We start from the raw sequence: 16,659 nt of genomic DNA, 5'->3' as shown, positions 1-16,659 counted from the left end.
TTGGGTCACGCCACGGCGCGCCGATAGAGGTGCCATGTTGCGTGACCCAGAACGGGCATTACTATGATCAGCCCCAGCAGCATCGGGATCGCGCCCAGCACCAGCAGGGTCGCGACGATGAAGCCCCAACCCATGATGACGCCGGGATTGTGGCGCAGCACGCGAACGGATGTCACGACGGCCACGGGCAGCCCTACTTTACGGTCCAAAAGAAGCGGGAAGCTGACAACGCTGACCGCCAGCGCAATCAGCGCGAAAAAGAACCCCGCAGCAGTGCCGAAGATAACCATTGTCCACCCCGCGCCGGTGGTCAGAACCTCGGTCGCAAACGCGCCCAGCGAGGCAGGCGGTTCAGGGCCGAGCGTCTGCGCATAGACGCTTTGAGCGACCATCAGCCAGACAAGCAGCAGCAGGACTAAATAGAACCCGAGCGCGAGAATGGCCCCGAAGGAGGGCGAGCGGAATACGCCGAACGCGTCCAGCCAATGAACCTCTCCGCCTTGTTCGCGCTTGCGGCTGATTTCATAAAGACCAACGGCTGCGATCGGGCCGATCAGGGCAAAGCCTGCGATCAGTGGGGCCAATAAAGGCACCAAATCCATGTTCATTGCAAAGCCGACCATCAAAAGCCCGGCAATAGGGTAGATCAGCACGATAAAGATCGCATCCGCGCGGGTTTCCAGAAAGTCCGTGTATCCGGCCCTCAGGCAGTATTTCAGGTCGTCGAATGTGAGTGGCTGCACCATGGGCAGGTGGCGCACGTCCGAGCTGCCCAGGTGCGAGACGCTTTCCGAGACGTGATCGCTGGTTGCTCCAAGGCTTTGGGCCGCCCAGCTGATCGGATTACCGATAGTTTTTGCCATTTTGTTCCCTTCCTTGGCGAGTGGTGCGCCGCGGAATGGATCCGGCTGAGGGTTGCTCGTGGCCGGACCAGCCGGCAACGCCTGTGTGTAGTATAGCACGGTTTTGGAAATTCCCGAATTGCCGCCGCCGCATCACCCGGATTGTCTTGCCGCGCTGGCGTGTTAGCTTGGGCATAGGCAAGAGGAGGTCAGAATGCAGCAAACTGCGCGTACAGTCGTCATTGAGGAATTCGGCGGACCCGAGGTCCTACAGATCAAGGACCAGCCTTTGGGCGATCCCGGCCCCGGCGAAGTTCGCATTCGCCACGAGGCGTGCGGGTTGAACTTCATTGATGTCTATCAACGAACGGGCCTCTATCCCCTTGAATTGCCGCATGCTTTGGGCATGGAGGCCGCAGGTGTGATCGAGGCGGTCGGCGAAGGCGTGACGCATTTGCAGCCGGGCCAACGCGCAGCTTATGCCAGCGCCCCGTCCGGCGCTTATTGCGAGGCGCGGGTGATGCCCGCGGCGCAGGTATGCCCGCTACCGGATGGCATTCCTTCGGAGATTGCCGCCGGGATGATGTTGAAAGGTCTGACAGTCGAATATCTTTTCCATCGAACCACCCCATTGAAACGTGGCGACACGGTTCTGTTTCACGCGGCTGCAGGCGGTGTCGGCCTGATCGCCTGCCAATGGGCGAAATCTGAGGGCATCAAGCTGATCGGAACCGCAGGAACGGATGAGAAATGCAGCCTAGCGCAATTCAACGGTGCGGCCCATTGCATCAACTACCGGACCGAGAACTTCGCCGAACGCGTGGCCGAACTGACCGGCGGCAAAGGTGTCGATGTGGTCATGGATTCCGTTGGGGCCGATACGTTTGACGGCTCATTGGACTGCCTGAAGCCTTTGGGGATGATGATATCCTTCGGCAATGCATCCGGGCCGGTGCCGCCGGTTAATATCGGCATTCTCGGGCAGAAAGGCTCGCTCAAGATCACCCGCCCGACCCTGTTTACGCATATTGCCGATCATGCGGTTTGTCAGGCGATGGCGCGGCGGTTGTTTGGCAAGGTTCAAGGCGGCGAGGTCAAGATCCATATCGACCAACGCTTCCCTCTGGATCAGATTGCCGAAGCGCACCGCGCGCTAGAGGCGCGGCAAACCACCGGCAGCACAATTCTGGACTTGTAAACGCAAAGACCCGGCGCAGGACGCCGGGTCTGCTCCAGCACAAAACCGGAAAAATCAGAAGCGGTAGGCCGCTCGGATCTGCAGTGTTGTGGCGTCAACATCCACGCTGGACGAGTTGAAGTTGTCAAACTCGTGATAAAGCAACTCGCCTGCGATGCTGACATTAGGGGCCACGATCTGCTCATAGCCTGCGCCGATGAACCAGCCGTCGTCGCTGCCCAGATTGTCGGTGCCAGCATCCGCATAGCCGCCAACGCCGTATAGAAGACCCTGAGGGTTTACCTTGTAGCCAGCGCGCACTTTGATCCGCCATACCTCCTCGACAGTTGCGGGGCCGAGATCGATATTGGTCCAGTCATAATCAAAGCCGCCGCCCACGACCCAGTCGCCCAGATCGTAGTCATATCCAAGGATGATACCGCCAATCGCGCCATCGCCATCGACGCCGGAGACGCTGGTGTCCACGTCGATATAGCCCAATTGCAGACCGCCGTAGAACCCCGTCCAGCTGCCCGAGGATTGGGCCATCGCTGCCCCTGCCGCCAGGGTGGACGCCGCTGTCACAATTGCCAATCTGCCTATCATTTCTTGATCCTTTCATTCCAAATAACCGCGCGCCAATTTGTAAATCTGGCTACGCATATCCATACTCAAATACGGCCCTGCCTCAGGACCGGATCATCGTTCGTGGCATATTCCGTACTAGGTCTTGGATCGTTAAAGCCGTTTGGACCTATGTCCGCCCGATAGACCCGGGCTTGTCTCAATAAGATAGTTAGCGTTTTCAAAGCTTCAAATAAAATACGGCGGCAGATCACTCTGCCGCCGACGCGTGCCTTCAATTTCAGCGGATTATTGCTGCAGTTCAGCCGGGCTTTTGTCTGCGATGGTTTCCCAGTTGGTGCTGGCTTGCTCGATGAAGCCCGGGATGTCGCCTTCCCAACGTTCCTGGATGTCTTGCGACAGGTTCAGGTACAGTTTGTTGTCAACGATTTTCCAGTGGTTCGGGTCACCGTCGAATTTGAAGCCCATGGCCGCGCCGAAGGCGCAGTAGCCGCCATATGCGGGCAGGTAGGCCTCGGGGTTAGCTTCAAAAGCCACTTTGTTTTCTTCTGACGAGAAGCGGTACAGCGCGTCGTTGTGCAGGGTGGTGATGCGGTAGTCGCCTTTGGTTGCTTCGCCAGCAGTGAAATAGGCAACCGGGTCATAGCCTTGCATCGCGAGGCCGGTCGAGCTTGCGTTGAGTTCAACACCAGCGGCCAAGGTCGAAGTGGCCAGAGCAACAGACAGGGCAACGCCGCCGATCAGAGATTTAAACGTGTTCATAGCTTCACCTTTCGTGAAAGGGCCGCGCGACCTCGCCTGAATTGCGATTTGCGGACCCGGGATTTTATCTTGTGAGACCGGTAATTGGCCGCCACGGAATGCAGATGGGAGGCGGGTTGATCACGTTCAAAACAATGAATTGTGATTGTGCCAAGACACAGAGGTGCTGTGCAAAAATGCGAAATATCAATCAGATATCCGGGGTCATCGCCAACACGAAATCCACCACTTTGCTTGCGGGCATTTCACAGGGACGCAGCAACGCACCGCTGTTTCGCGTCTGATAGAGGTTCAGGCTGATATAGTCCGTCCCGCCCATTTCGTACGCGACAAGCTTATGGGATTTGCCCCCCGCCAAAGCCTTACGAGTCACTACATAGCGCTTGGCGTCTGCTCGGCCAGTGAACGTACCGATGGGCAGGGCGAAAAGTGCCGACAGAAAATCCTCTGGCGGGGTCACGATTTCCCGATTTTCGGCTCGGTCCGGGATTTGATGCGTGCCACGTTGTCCTTATGACGCCAGTAGATCAGGAAGGTCAGGGCAATTCCGAGGATGAATGTCTTTCCGTCTGTCAGAGTGATGATCCAGGTGGTCGACAAGGCCGCTGCGGCCAGTGCTCCGGCCGATGACATGCGCCAGATCGCGACGGAGACCAGCCAGGTCAGACAGCACGCAACGCCGACGCGCCAGTCCAAAGCAAGCCAGAGGCCGATGAAGGTTGCAACGCCCTTGCCGCCTTTGAAGGCCAGCCAAACAGGCAGGCAGTGGCCAAGAAAAGCCATAAGGGCGGCAATCTGCGCCGCGTCCTCACCTGCATAGGCGCGGGCCAACAGGACTGCCAGCGCCCCTTTTCCGCCATCCAGCAGCAGCGTCAGCGCGGCGGCGGGTTTGCTGCCGGTGCGCAGAACATTGGTTGCGCCGATATTACCTGATCCGATCTGCCGCAGGTTGCCCAGTCCCATGACACGCGCGATGATCAGGCCGAAAGGGATCGATCCGATCAGGTATCCCAAGGCCGCCCACAGGGCGAGTACATTCATTGAGCTGTCGAATTCGGGCATCAGGTTCTCCGGTACACGTCTTTGCCGGCCACATAGGTCGCAAGGACCTTACCTTGCATGCGCTGACCGTCAAACGGTGTGTTCTGAGATTTCGAATTCAGGGCAAACCGGTCCAGCACAAAGGGCACATCTGGGTCGAACAGAACCAGATCGGCAGGCGCACCCTGCGCTAGTCGCCCGCTGTCCAACCCCAACCGTTTCGCCGGATTCAGCGCGACGGCCCGGAACAGAGTGGGCAGGTCCAATTGCCCTGCATGAAACAGGCGCAGGGCTGCAGGCAGGAAGGTCTCCAACGCAACCGCGCCCGAGGCGGCCTCTTCAAACGGCAGGCGTTTGCTTTCTTCGTCCTGCGGCGTGTGCATCGAACTGATGATGTCGATCAGACCCGTGCGCACCGCTTCGATCACCGCTTGCCGATCATCCTCAGACCGCAGGGGCGGCTTGACCTTGAAGAAGGTGCGATAGTCGGCCACGTCCAGTTCATTCAGTGTCAGATGGTGTATCGAGGTCCCGGCGGTGATGTCCAGCCCGTTGCGCTTGGCACGTTCCAGTGCGGGCAGGGCGCGGGCGGTGGTGATCTGGTCGGCATGATAGGCGGCCCCGGTCATCTCTAGCAGCGCAATGTCGCGGTCCAGCCCCATCCGTTCCGCCATGGGCGAGACGGCGGGCAATCCGCGCAGAGCAGCGAACTTGCCGCTGGTGACGGCGGCCCCTTTGCTCAGCCCTGGTTCCTGAGGGTGCGCGATGACCAGCGCGCCGCAGGATTTGGCATAGGTCAGCGCGCGGGAAAATACCTTGGTGTTGGTGATGACGTGATCGCAATCGGTGAAGGCGACCGCGCCCGCATCCTGCAGAAATCCGATCTCGGTCATCTCACGCCCCTCGCGACCTTTGGTGAGGGCCGCCATAGGCAGGACGTTGACAGGCGCGTCAGCTTGTGCCCGCCGGGTGGCAAATTCCAGCGTTTCGGGCGTGTCGACGGCTGGCAGCGTATCGGGGCGGGTGACGATGGTGGTCACCCCACCCGCCGCCGCCGCCAGACCAGCGGATTTGTAGCTTTCTTTGTGCCGCTCACCTGGTTCACAGACCTTGACGCCGATATCGACAATACCGGGGGCAAGGCATTTGCCGTTGCAGTCGATGGCGTCTCCGCTGATGGCCGGGGCGTCCCCATCCCCAATCGCCACAATGTGTCCGTTTTCGGCGTGTAGCCAGCCCAGGCTGTCCGTGCCAGTTTCCGGGTTGATCATGCGGGCATTGGTGAAAACGACAGAAGTCATGCTGAGGCCTCTCGGGCTTGGTTCAAAGCCGCCAAAGCGGCATCAGGGTCGGACAAGTATTCGAAGACAAGAAACAGGCGGCGCGAAAACACCACGTTCTGACCGCTGCGATGGTAGTTCAACGCGTGGTCGACGGGGATGTGTTTGGGCCTGAAGATCTTGCTGATCCACCATGCGTTGCGGGTGGTCACCACATAGACACGACACGTGCGCAGCAGGCGGTCGTACCACATGAGGAACGCAACGAACCCCGTGGACCCGATCAGTTTCCAATAGTCCCACAGGGTATCGGCGAACCACGGGCTGGCCAGCCAAGCCAGACCGAGGCTGAGGATCAAAATCCGGTAAGCCCATGCCACATGGGGCGGAAAATAACCCTGATGAGGTTGCCCGGTCCAGAGGATCTCTTCGCCCTCAGGGATATGGGTTCGCCACCACCCGTCGCTCATCCCGCGGCCCTTTCGATGGCGGCTTTGGTGGCAGCGGGGTTCGCCTGATATTTGATGAGGTGCTTGTCACCGCCCCGTGTCACCACCTGAACAAAGCTGCCCATCGTATTGACGGCTTCGATCTGGTTCAGCGCGACGACCCGAGGGCCGGGGCCGGTGAGGGTGGTGTCAGACAACTCCCACGTATTGTTCAGCTCTTCCGAGGCCAGATACCAGGCGCGCAACCCGATTGCGGCTAACCCGGCAGGCGCGCCGGTCCAGACATAGGGGTTGCCGATCAACCACAGCACCAGCATCGCCCCCGCCATCGCAATGGCGGCGAGGGTCAGGTTGGTCTGGACATAGGCGCGTTTGTCCGGGGTGAAGGTCACAGGATCAGCCATAGGGCACCTCCGATAACAAGCAGGGCGAGAACCGCCATCAGGGCCGATCCGACACGGCGAGTGGCATCATTGTCGATGGGCGCCTGCGGGGCAGAGAACGGCTTGGCGCTTTCAGTTTCTATCGCACCGCCGGTCCAGTTCGTCGCCTCTTCGGTGAACAGACCCAGCAAATGCAGGCGAGGATCAGGGTTCAGCTGTGCCGCGCGCCCACCAAAGGCCGCGCTGCGGACGACCATGACCCAGCCTTCGATGGCTTCAAGCATGCTACGATCCAGTTGACACTCGGACACGCCGCCGCCTTCGTGCAGATAGCCATAAAGTCCAAGGTCTTCGAGGTCGGAGACTGGGAAGATATCGATTTGATCGGGGTCCAGACCATCAACACCCAGAACCTGATCGGCCGCGCCGGGTTCGCGTAGGAACTTGGCCTCTTCCGGGCGCATGTCCAGCGCGAACAGGCGGATCACACCGTGTTCGTGGGGGGCGACGGTCAGATCGCTCATGCGACCTCACGCAGGTTGCGGGCCAGAAGCTCCATCGCGGCCATGCGGACGGCGACGCCCATTTCGACCTGCTCCTGAATGACCGAGCGATTTATGTCATCGGCCAGCGTGCCGTCGATCTCAACCCCGCGGTTCATCGGTCCGGGGTGCATGACAATGGCATCGGGCTTGGCCTGCGCCAGTTTGGCGGCGTCCAGCCCGTAGCGGTGATAGTACTCACGCTCCGAGGGGATGAAGCCGCCATCCATCCGCTCTTTCTGAAGGCGCAGCATCATGACGACGTCGACGTCTTTGAGGCCCTCGTTCATGTCGTCATAGATCTCGGCCCCGAACTCGGCAAATTGTGAGGGGACCAGGGTGGGCGGGCCGATTAGGCGAATGCGATTCTCCATCTTGCCCAGCAGGATCAGGTTCGACCGCGCCACGCGGGAATGGGCGACGTCTCCGCAGATCGCGATGTTCAGGCGATGCAAGCGGCCCTTGGCTCGGCGGATGGTCAGAGCGTCCAGCAAGGCCTGCGTCGGATGTTCGTGCCGTCCGTCGCCCGCGTTCAGCACCGCGCAATTCACCTTTTGCGCCAGCAGGTCCACGGCCCCGGAATGCGGATGCCGAACCACCAACAGGTCGGGATGCATCGCGTTCAGCGTCATGGCGGTATCGATCAGCGTTTCGCCTTTTTTGATCGAGCTGGCCTGCATCGCCATGTTCATCACGTCCGCGCCCAACCGCTTGCCCGCCAGTTCGAAACTGGCCTGGGTACGGGTCGAGTTCTCAAAGAACATATTGATCTGCGTCAGCCCCGACAGCACGTCTGAATGCTTGGTCGATTGCCGGTTCAGGTCGACGTATTTTTCGGCCAGATCCAGAATGGCGGTGATATCGGATTGCGACAGATGCTCGATGCCAAGAAGGTGACGATGGGCAAAACGCATGGCGGGCTCCTGTCTGACAATCGGACCGCTTATAGAAAGCCACGCGGGCAGAGGCAACCTATGGTTCCGACCCTTCGGGCAGTTTCTCGCACCCGCCTTCGGGCAGGCATTGCTCGCCGGGTTTGCACCACTTGCCGTAGCCGCAGTCGACGGCCTTGATCGGAACGCATCCCTGATGATCCGAGCATTTGAAGCCGGGGCGGCATTGCGATCCGGTTTCCTCGCACAAGAACCATCCGGGACGCGTGCATCCGCCCCCCGGCAGGCACGACGACCCGCGCGCGCAGGTCAGGCCATCGTCGCATATCTGCGGCGGGTCAAGGGCCTCAGGCAAGCTGGGGTTCAAGTCGGGTATGGTTTTTTCACATTGCCCGCGCGCACTGCAAAAGCTGCCTGAGGGGCAATCCAAACTTGAGGTGCAGGCGTTTGCCCCAGCAGGCGCGCAGCGTGTGCCACCCGCGACGCAGCGCTCGAACGCGCCACAGGAGCGCCCGCCGCCGCAATAGGTTCCGCCTAAGGGAATGCAGTGGCCATCAAAGCTGCATCTCTGTCCGCCCGAGCAGCAGCGGCTGCCGCAGGCGAACTGACCCGCCCGGCATTGATCCGCCCCGCCAAGCAACTGGGCCGAGGCTTGTTCGCCGCCGAGGGCAAGCACCAGAGCAACCAGAAGGAATCGCAGAAAAGACAGCATGACGCCCGCATGGTCGGTCTGTCCCGGTGCCGAGGCAAGGTCTATTCGCTTTCCCTCAGGCAAAAGCTGGTTAGATTGAGGGGCATGGAATCGGGCTTGGACTATCATACTGCAAAGGCGCTGCTGGAATGGCAGATCGAACTGGGCGCGACCGAGGCGATCGGGGACGCGCCGATTGATCGCTATGCCTTGCCGGATACGACGCCCAAGGCGAAGAAGCCCGTAACTCCGCAAGCCGCGCCGGAAAAACCCAAACAGGTCGATCCGGTGGCGATTGCCAAAGCGACCGCCCAAGGCGCCGGGTCTTTGGGCCAACTGCGCGCGGTGATGGAGGCGTTCGATCATTGTGAGCTGAAGCGCGGCGCGCGTCAGTTGGTCTTTGCCGATGGTACGCCGGGTGCGCGGGTGATGATCATTGGCGAGGCTCCGGGCCGGGATGAAGACCGCGAAGGCAAACCTTTTGTTGGTCGGGCCGGGCAATTGCTGGACCGTATGTTGGCCGCGATTGATCTGGACCGTGCGCAGGATGTCTACATAACCAATGTGCTGCCCTGGCGCCCTCCGCAGAACCGCGACCCCAAACCCGAAGAGATCGGCATGATGAAGCCGTTTCTGGAGCGTCACGTGGCGCTGGCCAAGCCCGAGGTGCTGGTGGTGATGGGCAATATCAGTTGTCAGGCGGTTTTGGGCAAACGCGGCATCACACGCTTGCGCGGGAACTGGGATCAGGCGCTGGACCTGCCTGTCATCCCGATGTTCCACCCCGCCTACCTACTGCGACAACCGCAGATGAAAAGACAGGCTTGGGCGGATCTGCTCGAGCTGAAAGCGCGACTGGGGGCCGGGTGATGCGTATCCTGGCGTTTTCGGATCTTCACATGGCACGCAACCGGGCTGCTGATCTAGTGGCGGTCAGCGCCGAGGCGGATTTGGTGATCGGGGCCGGAGACTATTGCAACATGCGGCAGGGCCTCGATGAAGCGATGCAGATGCTCTCGGGCATCGCGGCACCTCTGGTTCTGGCCCCCGGCAATGCCGAAAGCGCGGCTGAGCTGACAGACGCGGCCCCTGAGGGGGTTCATGTGCTGCACGGAACCGGGATGACGGTCGACGGGTTGCGCTTGTTCGGCTTGGGCTATGGTGTGCCGGTCACGCCGTTTGGAGACTGGTCCTGTGACCTTAGCGAGGCCGAAGCCGCAGAGATGCTGGACCGTTGTGATGGGGCGGATGTGCTGGTCGTTCACTCTCCGCCCAAGGGGTTTGGAGATACGACGTCACAAGGGATGTCCGTCGGATCGGTCGCCGTGCGCGACGCGGTGGAACGCCTGCAGCCAGAACTGGTCTTTTGTGGGCATATCCACGATAGCTGGGGCTATCGCGGGTCATTGGGTCGCTCAGAAATCGCCAATCTTGGCCCCAGACCAAATTGGTTTGAGGTTGCGATATGATCGAAACCGTTACTCTGCTTGCCTTTATCCCCGCCGCGATGGTGCTGAATTTCACACCCGGTGCGGATATGATGTTCTGCTTTGGGCAGGGCCTGAAATCCGGACCCCGACCGGCGCTTGTGGCAAGTGCCGGGATATCGCTGGGACTGATGGTGCATGTCCTGCTGGCCGGGCTCGGCCTTGGAGCCTTGGTCAACTCAATGCCATGGCTGTTTGATGTCATCCGCTGGCTGGGTGTTGCTTATTTACTTTATCTGGCGTGGGGCGCGATCCGCAACGGAGCGGTCTCGACCGAAGGGCCAACAAGGCCGACGCGCATGGCGTTTCGGGATGGGATGGTGGTGAACCTGACCAACCCCAAGATCATTCTGTTCGTTCTGGCCTTTATCCCTCAATTTGTTGATCCTGCGGCGGGCCCGATCCTTGGGCAATTCCTGATCTTTGGCGCGATCATCGCATTGGGTGGTTTTGTCGTGAACGGGTTGGTTGGCGTGTTCGCAGGCGGCACAGGCCGGTTGCTGATCGGAAACCCGCGCGCCTCACGCATCATGGGATGGGTAACAGGCGGGATTTTCACCGCGTTGGCGCTGCGGCTTGCTATCATGGAAAGGGCCTGACACCTGATGTCACGTATCGACGAAACGATCGACTTCATCCCTATACGTATCGCGGTTCTGACCGTCTCGGACACGCGCTCGGTTGATGAGGATCGTTCGGGCCAGACATTGGTTGACCGCATCGAAAAGGCGGGGCATGTGGTTGCGGATCGCAAGATTATCCGGGATGAACGCGCCCAGATCGCCGATCAGCTGCGCGCCTGGGTGGCGGATGCGGGGATCGACGTGGTGATCTCGACCGGTGGCACCGGGCTGACCGGGCGGGACGTGACGGTCGAGGCGCATCGCGACGTCTATGAAAAAGAGATTGACGCTTTCGGGACCGTTTTCACAATCGTCTCGATGGAGAAAATCGGTACTTCGGCAGTGCAGTCGCGCGCAACAGGTGGCGTGGCAGGCGGCACTTATCTGTTTGCACTTCCGGGCAGCCCCGGGGCCTGCAAGGACGCTTGGGACGGTATCCTCGAGAAACAGCTCGATTATCGCCACCGGCCCTGCAATTTCGTGGAAATAATGCCTAGATTGGACGAACATCTGCGACGGAAGTAGACTGGTCGCACGTTCAACACCTTATAACCGCTTTGTGGCTTGGCATATTTCGTGCCTCCGCTACATTTTTCGCAGGGCAGCCCAATTGCAACCGGGATGAATAATAGATGCGTTTTTTAAGGCAGAGTCTGGTCGGTGTGTTTCTGGCGTCGCTAACGTTGGCCTTGCTGTTTGTCGCCATTCAGATCGTCACAGGCGCTGTGCAAGAGGTTCTGATCCGCGAGAATGAGCAACCCAAAGCGCGCGAGCGGGTCTTTGCGGTGACCGTCCGTCCGGCTGTATTCGAAACCGTCACGCCCAATCTCGAAGCCTTCGGCGAGGTGCAAAGCCGCCGCCGTCTGGAGTTGCGCGCGGCACTGGGCGGCCGCGTGATCGCATTGGCTGATGATTTCGTGGATGGCGGCACAGTCACCACAGGTGAGGTTTTGGTCGAGCTTGATCCGGCGGATGCACAATCGGCGCTTGATCGTGCGAAATCGGACGTATTGGATGCGCAGTTCGAAGAACGCGACGCTGAACGGTCATTGTTGCTGGCGCAGGATGAATTGAAATCAGCCGAGGCGCAAGCCGAACTGCGTGAAAGAGCCCTGCAGCGCCAGCGAGATCTTGAATCCCGCGGCGTGGGGGCACCCGCCAGTGTGGAAGAGGCCGAATTGATCGCCGCCGCCGCACAACAATCGGTTCTGGCGCGTCGCATTGCCCTTGCGCAGGCGGAATCGCGGGTGGATCAGGCTACAACCCTGCTGGCCCGCGCGCGGATCGCGCAGGAAGCGGCAGAGCGTGACTTGGAGGACATGACCATCCGCGCAAGGTTCGGAGGGACGCTGACAGATGTCACGTTGGTTGAAGGGCGTTTGGTTTCAGCAAACGAGAAGCTGGCCGAACTGGTGGACCCCAACGCATTGGAGGTGGCCTTCCGCGTTTCAACCGCGCAATTCGTGCGTTTGCTGGACAAAGACGGAGCGCTGATCAACGCCCCCTTCACCATCTCGCTTGAGGTCACGGGGGCCGACCTGACCGCGAGGGGCCGGATCAGCCGTGACAGCGGCTCGGCTGGTGAGGGGCAAACCGGGCGTCTGATCTATGCCCGGCTCGACGATGCCTCGGGGTTCAAGCCCGGCGACTTCGTGACCGTGACGGTGCAGGAACAGCCCTTGGAACAGGTCGCACGCCTTCCGTCTTCGGTTCTGGACGCAGCTGGAACCGTTCTGGTTTTGGGTGCAGATGATCGTCTGGAAGTCCTGCCTGTGCAACTGATCCGCCGTCAGGGCGATGAGGTTCTGCTGCGCGGAGAAGGGCTGGAAGGGCGCGAGGTCGTGATAGGCCGCACGCCTCTGCTAGGGTCCGGGGTTCGCGTGCGCCCCCTGCGTCCCGAGGCCAGTGCCGATCCTGATCTGGTTGAATTGACTGATGCGAAACGGGCCGAACTGATCACTCATGTCGAGGCTAGAGAGGATATGCCTGAGGCCGAGAAAACACGCATGCTCGGCCAGTTGGAAGAGGCGAAGGTTCCGGTCTCTCTGGTGCGTCGCATTGAAAACCTGGCCGGGGGCTAAGCGCCATGATGCGCGACATCCCTAGCGCTGCCGGTGGTATCCTGAGCTATTTCACCCGGCACAGAACCGTGGCCAATCTGTTGTTGCTGGTGATGCTGGTGTTGGGCGCGGCGGCCATCCCGAATATGCGGGCGCAGTTCTTTCCGGATGTGGTTCTGGAACGGGTCGACGTGAATGTCGAATGGGAAGGGGCCGGTCCCGAAGATGTCGACAATGGCATCGTCCAACTGCTCGAACCTGAATTGCTGGCGGTTGAAGGCGTGGCAAGCACCACGGCGACCTCTCGCGAAGGCTCTGCCAGTATCCGGCTGGAGTTCGAGCCGAACTGGGACATGTCCCGCGCCGTGGAAGAGGTACGCACCGCCGTCGACAGCGTTACCAACCTGCCAGAAGATGCCGAAGAGCCCACGATCCGGCGTGGGGCTTGGCGCGACCGGGTCACAGATGTGGTCGTCACGGGCCCGGTTGATCCGGACCAGCTGGCCAAATTCACCGATGAGCTGATCAACCGCCTGTTTGCCGCTGGCGTGACCCGCACCACGATCCGCGGTCTCGCCGCCCCGCGCGTGGTTGTCGAGGTGCCCACCGCGCAGCTGATTGCCAATGACGTGGCTTTGGCCGACATCGCCTCGGCCATTTCGGCTGAGGTCAATGCCAGCCCGGCGGGGGATGTGACGGGTGCCAACGCGCGCATCCGGACTGGCGCGGAAAAGCGCACGCCGGAAGAGATTGAGACCATCGCTCTGAGGACTTTTGCGGACGGATCGAAACTGTTTGTTGGTGACGTCGCGCAGATTCGGGTGGAGGGGGTCAATCGCAACCGCAGCTATTTTGTCGGCGACAATCCCGCAATGTCGGTTCGGGTGGACCGGTCCAATCTGGGGGATGCCATCGCGATCCAGCACACAGTTGAGAACGTGGTGACTGAGATGCAGGCCAGCCTGCCCGAAGGTGTCTCGGTCGAGATGATCCGTACCCGCGCGCAGGCCATTACCGACCGTCTGGATATTCTGATCGACAATGGGCTGGTTGGCCTTGGCCTTGTCGTGTGTCTGCTGTTTCTGTTCCTGAACGCGCGCATTGCTTTCTGGGTTGCTGCGGGTATTCCGGTTGCGATGTCGGCGGCGATTGCGCTGATGTATATCGGTGGCTTGTCGCTGAACATGGTGTCTCTGTTCGGTCTGATCATCACGCTGGGAATCGTGGTGGATGACGCAATCGTTGTGGGCGAACACGCCGATTTCCGAGCCCGCCGATTGGGGGAACCGCCCATCGTGGCCGCCGAACGCGCTGCCCGCCGGATGGCTATGCCGGTTTTTGCGGCCACGATCACCACCGTGATCGCCTTTTTCGGCCTGACCCTTGTAGGTGGCCGGTTCGGAGAGTTGATCCGTGATATCCCCTTTACGGTGATCGCGGTGCTGGCGGCCTCACTCATCGAATGTTTCCTGATCCTGCCGAACCACATGTCCCACGCCATTGCGCATTCTGCCAAGGAACATTGGTATGACTTGCCCAACCGGGTTGTGAATCGGGGCTTCCGTTGGGTGCGGGACACCCTGTTTCGCCCCTTTATCAGCTGGGTCATCTGGGCGCGCTATGTCGTGGTTGCATTGATGCTGGTGATACTTGCGACCCAGGCTGCCCTGTTCATTCGCGGCGATGTGAACTGGCGGTTTTTCAACGCGCCCGAGCGTGGCTCGGTCACCGGTAATTTCATCATGGCCGAAGGGGCAACGCGTGCTGACACGATCGCCATGATGCGCGAATTGCAGCGCGCCACCGAAGAGCTGGGCCAAATCTACGAGGAGCGCCACGGGCGCAATCCTCTGGAATATGTTCTGGCCGAGGTTGGCGGCAGCGCAGGGTTCGGTCTGTCCGCTGCTGAGGGCAAAGATGAAGATCTTTTGGGCGGTATCTCGATCGAGCTGATCGACGCCGACCTGCGCCCCTATTCCAGCTTCGAGTTTGTTGGTGAGTTACAGGATTTCGTCCCTCGCCATCCCAAGGTTGAGCTGCTGAGTTTCCGGGGCTGGCGTTCGGGTCCGGGAGGGGACGCGATTGACGTGCAGTTCTACGGCGCGGATGTAGACACGCTGAAAGCCGCCTCTGAGGATTTGCAGACCGAACTGTCAAAATACCCCGAGGTCTCGGCACTTGAGGACAATCTGGCCTATGACAAAGAGGAATACATCCTAGACCTGACAGCACAGGGTCAGGCGCTGGGCTTCCGCATCGAAACGCTGGGCCGCGTGCTGCGCAACCGGTTGAACGGGATCGAGGCCGCGACCTTCCCCGACGGCCCCCGCAGCGCCGAGATCCGCGTGGAACTACCCGAGGGCGAGCTGACCGCAGATTTCCTGGAACGCACCCTGATGCGCACGCCAGACGGGGTCTATGTCCCGCTGGCCGACATCGTCTCTGTCGAGCGTAAATCAGGCTTTTCGACCGTCCGGCGCGAGAACGGGTTGCGGGTGATTTCGGTGAATGGCGACATCTCCGAGGATGATCCCGCCCGCGCCGCCGAAATCGGGCGCGCAATGAACGAAGAGATCCTACCGCGCATTGCGGGCGAATATCAGGTCGACTGGCGTATGGCTGGCCTGAGCGAACAAGAGGACGAGTTCCTGTCCGAGGCGCGCACCGGCCTGATCCTGTGCCTGACCGGCATCTATCTTGTTCTGGCCTGGGTTTTTGCCAGCTGGTCGCGGCCTCTGGTGGTGATGTCGATCATTCCGTTCGGATTGGTGGGCGCGATCTGGGGGCACTATATCTGGGACGTGCCGCTGAGCATGTTCACCGTTGTCGGGCTTCTGGGCATGACAGGCATTATCGTCAACGACTCGATTGTGCTGGTGACAACTATTGATGGCTACCAGCAGGAGAGGGGGTTGGTGCCCTCGATCATCGAAGGCACAGCAGACCGGTTGCGCCCCGTAATGCTGACCACGCTGACGACGGTGCTGGGTTTGACGCCGTTGCTCTATGAAGGTTCGCAACAGGCGCAGTTTCTCAAGCCAACGGTGATCACGCTGGTCTACGGGCTGGGTTTCGGAATGGTTCTGGTGCTGGTTCTGGTGCCCGCGCTTTTGGCAATCCTGAACGATTTCGCGCGTCCGATGACTGCGATGCGTCGGGCGATCTATGCGCGGGACCGCGTGGTGCAGGCCGCGCTGGGTGCGACCGCTTTGGCGCTGTTGCTCTGGTTTGCGGTGACGCTGGTCTGGCCGATGGTCTCGGGTGCGCCTGTAGACCCATTGGTCGGTCTTTACGGAGGTGCGGACGCCCCCGAGATTCTGCGCATGGGTTTGGGAGCGTTTGTGGCGGGTGCCATCCCCATCGTGATCCTGAGCGTGCTGCTGTCCGGGATGTTCTATGCCCGGTTCAAAAGCCGGGCCGGAGCCTAGCCTGCCTTTAGCGCAAGCTGCAACAGGCTGGCTACACGGTTGCTCATCGGCAGGTCGCCTTTGAGGATCCGCTCGATAGGAAACCATTGCGCGTCCAGCGCATCATCCCCTGCCAAAGGCGTGCCGGATTGGTACCGACAGGCCACCCCTACCAGTAGGTAGTGCGACAAGACTTGCCCATCCGTATCCCTCCTCAGCAGGTCTAGATTGTCCAGATAGTGCAACGGTTCAGCCGTGACCGATGTTTCCTCAAGCAATTCCCTTTCTGCGGCCTGAAGGACGGTCTCACCCCATTCCACATGGCCGCCAGGAAACCCCCACAGGCCTCGATCCGGTTCCTTACTGCGTTGCACCAGCAGAACGTGTTCCTGATGCAGGACAACAGCCAGCGCGCCGATCTTGGGAGATTGGGTCAT

Annotated in this window: 19 protein-coding genes; 7 read left to right on the top strand and 12 right to left on the bottom strand. The window is 60.4% G+C overall.

All coding sequences use genetic code 11. From position 1 onward, the window contains the following. Positions 1–5 precede the first annotated feature (5 nt). Positions 6–863, bottom strand: coding sequence for a DUF2189 domain-containing protein (locus tag ACP15L_RS12225; protein WP_170379128.1), 858 nt, complete (start codon positions 861–863; stop codon positions 6–8). 193 nt (positions 864–1,056) lie between these two features. On the opposite strand from ACP15L_RS12225, the gene ACP15L_RS12220 reads away from it, so the two are divergent. Next, positions 1,057–2,040, top strand: a complete 984-nt coding sequence (locus tag ACP15L_RS12220; protein WP_425084361.1) for a quinone oxidoreductase family protein — start codon at positions 1,057–1,059, stop codon at positions 2,038–2,040. A 54-nt stretch (positions 2,041–2,094) separates the two neighbouring features. On the opposite strand, the gene ACP15L_RS12215 is transcribed toward ACP15L_RS12220, so the two are convergent. The 10 genes from ACP15L_RS12215 to ACP15L_RS12170 all read right to left on the bottom strand — a co-directional run bounded on the left by ACP15L_RS12215 (position 2,095) and on the right by ACP15L_RS12170 (position 8,309). Beyond that, positions 2,095–2,625 (bottom strand): outer membrane protein, encoded by a 531-nt coding sequence (locus ACP15L_RS12215; RefSeq protein ID WP_425084360.1) that lies wholly within the window; start codon positions 2,623–2,625, stop codon positions 2,095–2,097. Positions 2,626–2,892: 267 nt separating this feature from the next. Next, positions 2,893–3,366 carry a YHS domain-containing (seleno)protein gene (locus tag ACP15L_RS12210; RefSeq protein ID WP_170553758.1) on the bottom strand — a complete coding sequence of 158 codons (474 nt, stop codon included), beginning with the start codon at positions 3,364–3,366 and terminating at the stop codon, positions 2,893–2,895. A gap of 190 nt (positions 3,367–3,556) precedes the next feature. Further along, on the bottom strand, positions 3,557–3,826 hold the full coding sequence (locus ACP15L_RS12205) for a hypothetical protein (protein ID WP_425084359.1): 270 nt from the start codon (positions 3,824–3,826) through the stop codon (positions 3,557–3,559). After that, entirely contained in the window at positions 3,823–4,428 is a 606-nt protein-coding gene (gene plsY / locus ACP15L_RS12200; RefSeq protein WP_425084358.1) for a glycerol-3-phosphate 1-O-acyltransferase PlsY, read from the bottom strand. Before plsY ends, ACP15L_RS12205 begins: the two co-directional genes overlap by 4 nt. Further along, positions 4,428–5,708 (bottom strand): dihydroorotase, encoded by a 1,281-nt coding sequence (gene pyrC / locus ACP15L_RS12195; RefSeq protein WP_425084357.1) that lies wholly within the window; start codon positions 5,706–5,708, stop codon positions 4,428–4,430. Before pyrC ends, plsY begins: the two co-directional genes overlap by 1 nt. After that, entirely contained in the window at positions 5,705–6,157 is a 453-nt protein-coding gene (locus ACP15L_RS12190; RefSeq protein ID WP_425084356.1) for a hypothetical protein, read from the bottom strand. Before ACP15L_RS12190 ends, pyrC begins: the two co-directional genes overlap by 4 nt. Next, on the bottom strand, positions 6,154–6,540 hold the full coding sequence (locus ACP15L_RS12185) for a hypothetical protein (protein ID WP_170379112.1): 387 nt from the start codon (positions 6,538–6,540) through the stop codon (positions 6,154–6,156). Before ACP15L_RS12185 ends, ACP15L_RS12190 begins: the two co-directional genes overlap by 4 nt. Next, positions 6,525–7,043, bottom strand: a complete 519-nt coding sequence (locus ACP15L_RS12180) for a hypothetical protein (protein WP_425084355.1) — start codon at positions 7,041–7,043, stop codon at positions 6,525–6,527. Before ACP15L_RS12180 ends, ACP15L_RS12185 begins: the two co-directional genes overlap by 16 nt. After that, entirely contained in the window at positions 7,040–7,975 is a 936-nt protein-coding gene (locus ACP15L_RS12175) for an aspartate carbamoyltransferase catalytic subunit (protein ID WP_170491099.1), read from the bottom strand. Before ACP15L_RS12175 ends, ACP15L_RS12180 begins: the two co-directional genes overlap by 4 nt. Before the next feature lie 58 nt (positions 7,976–8,033). After that, positions 8,034–8,309 carry a hypothetical protein gene (locus tag ACP15L_RS12170; RefSeq protein WP_425084354.1) on the bottom strand — a complete coding sequence of 92 codons (276 nt, stop codon included), beginning with the start codon at positions 8,307–8,309 and terminating at the stop codon, positions 8,034–8,036. Positions 8,310–8,750: 441 nt separating this feature from the next. Between ACP15L_RS12170 and ACP15L_RS12165 the strand changes: the two genes are divergently transcribed. The 6 genes from ACP15L_RS12165 to ACP15L_RS12140 all read left to right on the top strand — a co-directional run bounded on the left by ACP15L_RS12165 (position 8,751) and on the right by ACP15L_RS12140 (position 16,243). After that, positions 8,751–9,515 carry a uracil-DNA glycosylase gene (locus ACP15L_RS12165; protein WP_425084415.1) on the top strand — a complete coding sequence of 255 codons (765 nt, stop codon included), beginning with the start codon at positions 8,751–8,753 and terminating at the stop codon, positions 9,513–9,515. Next, positions 9,515–10,114 (top strand): metallophosphoesterase family protein, encoded by a 600-nt coding sequence (locus tag ACP15L_RS12160; RefSeq protein ID WP_425084353.1) that lies wholly within the window; start codon positions 9,515–9,517, stop codon positions 10,112–10,114. The genes ACP15L_RS12165 and ACP15L_RS12160 overlap by 1 nt, the downstream gene beginning before the upstream one ends. Continuing rightward, the gene (locus ACP15L_RS12155; RefSeq protein WP_425084352.1) at positions 10,111–10,731 is read left to right on the top strand and encodes a LysE family translocator; all 621 of its coding nucleotides are present in this window, start codon (positions 10,111–10,113) and stop codon (positions 10,729–10,731) included. Before ACP15L_RS12160 ends, ACP15L_RS12155 begins: the two co-directional genes overlap by 4 nt. Before the next feature lie 6 nt (positions 10,732–10,737). Further along, positions 10,738–11,280: a molybdenum cofactor biosynthesis protein B gene (moaB, locus tag ACP15L_RS12150; RefSeq protein WP_425084351.1), complete on the top strand. Its 543-nt coding sequence runs from the start codon at positions 10,738–10,740 to the stop codon at positions 11,278–11,280. Between the two features lie 107 nt (positions 11,281–11,387). Further along, the gene (locus ACP15L_RS12145) at positions 11,388–12,836 is read left to right on the top strand and encodes an efflux RND transporter periplasmic adaptor subunit (protein WP_425084350.1); all 1,449 of its coding nucleotides are present in this window, start codon (positions 11,388–11,390) and stop codon (positions 12,834–12,836) included. A gap of 5 nt (positions 12,837–12,841) precedes the next feature. Next, positions 12,842–16,243 carry an efflux RND transporter permease subunit gene (locus ACP15L_RS12140; RefSeq protein ID WP_425084349.1) on the top strand — a complete coding sequence of 1,134 codons (3,402 nt, stop codon included), beginning with the start codon at positions 12,842–12,844 and terminating at the stop codon, positions 16,241–16,243. Here ACP15L_RS12140 and ACP15L_RS12135 read toward each other — a convergent pair. Next, positions 16,240–16,659 carry an NUDIX hydrolase gene (locus ACP15L_RS12135; RefSeq protein WP_425084348.1) on the bottom strand — a complete coding sequence of 140 codons (420 nt, stop codon included), beginning with the start codon at positions 16,657–16,659 and terminating at the stop codon, positions 16,240–16,242. The genes ACP15L_RS12140 and ACP15L_RS12135 overlap by 4 nt on opposite strands.

It is taken from the genome of Ruegeria profundi (assembly GCF_049800715.1).
GTDB lineage: Bacteria > Pseudomonadota > Alphaproteobacteria > Rhodobacterales > Rhodobacteraceae > Ruegeria > Ruegeria profundi_A.
The sequence above is the reverse complement of the archived record's forward strand: the minus strand, read 5'-3'. Positions and strand labels throughout refer to the sequence as shown.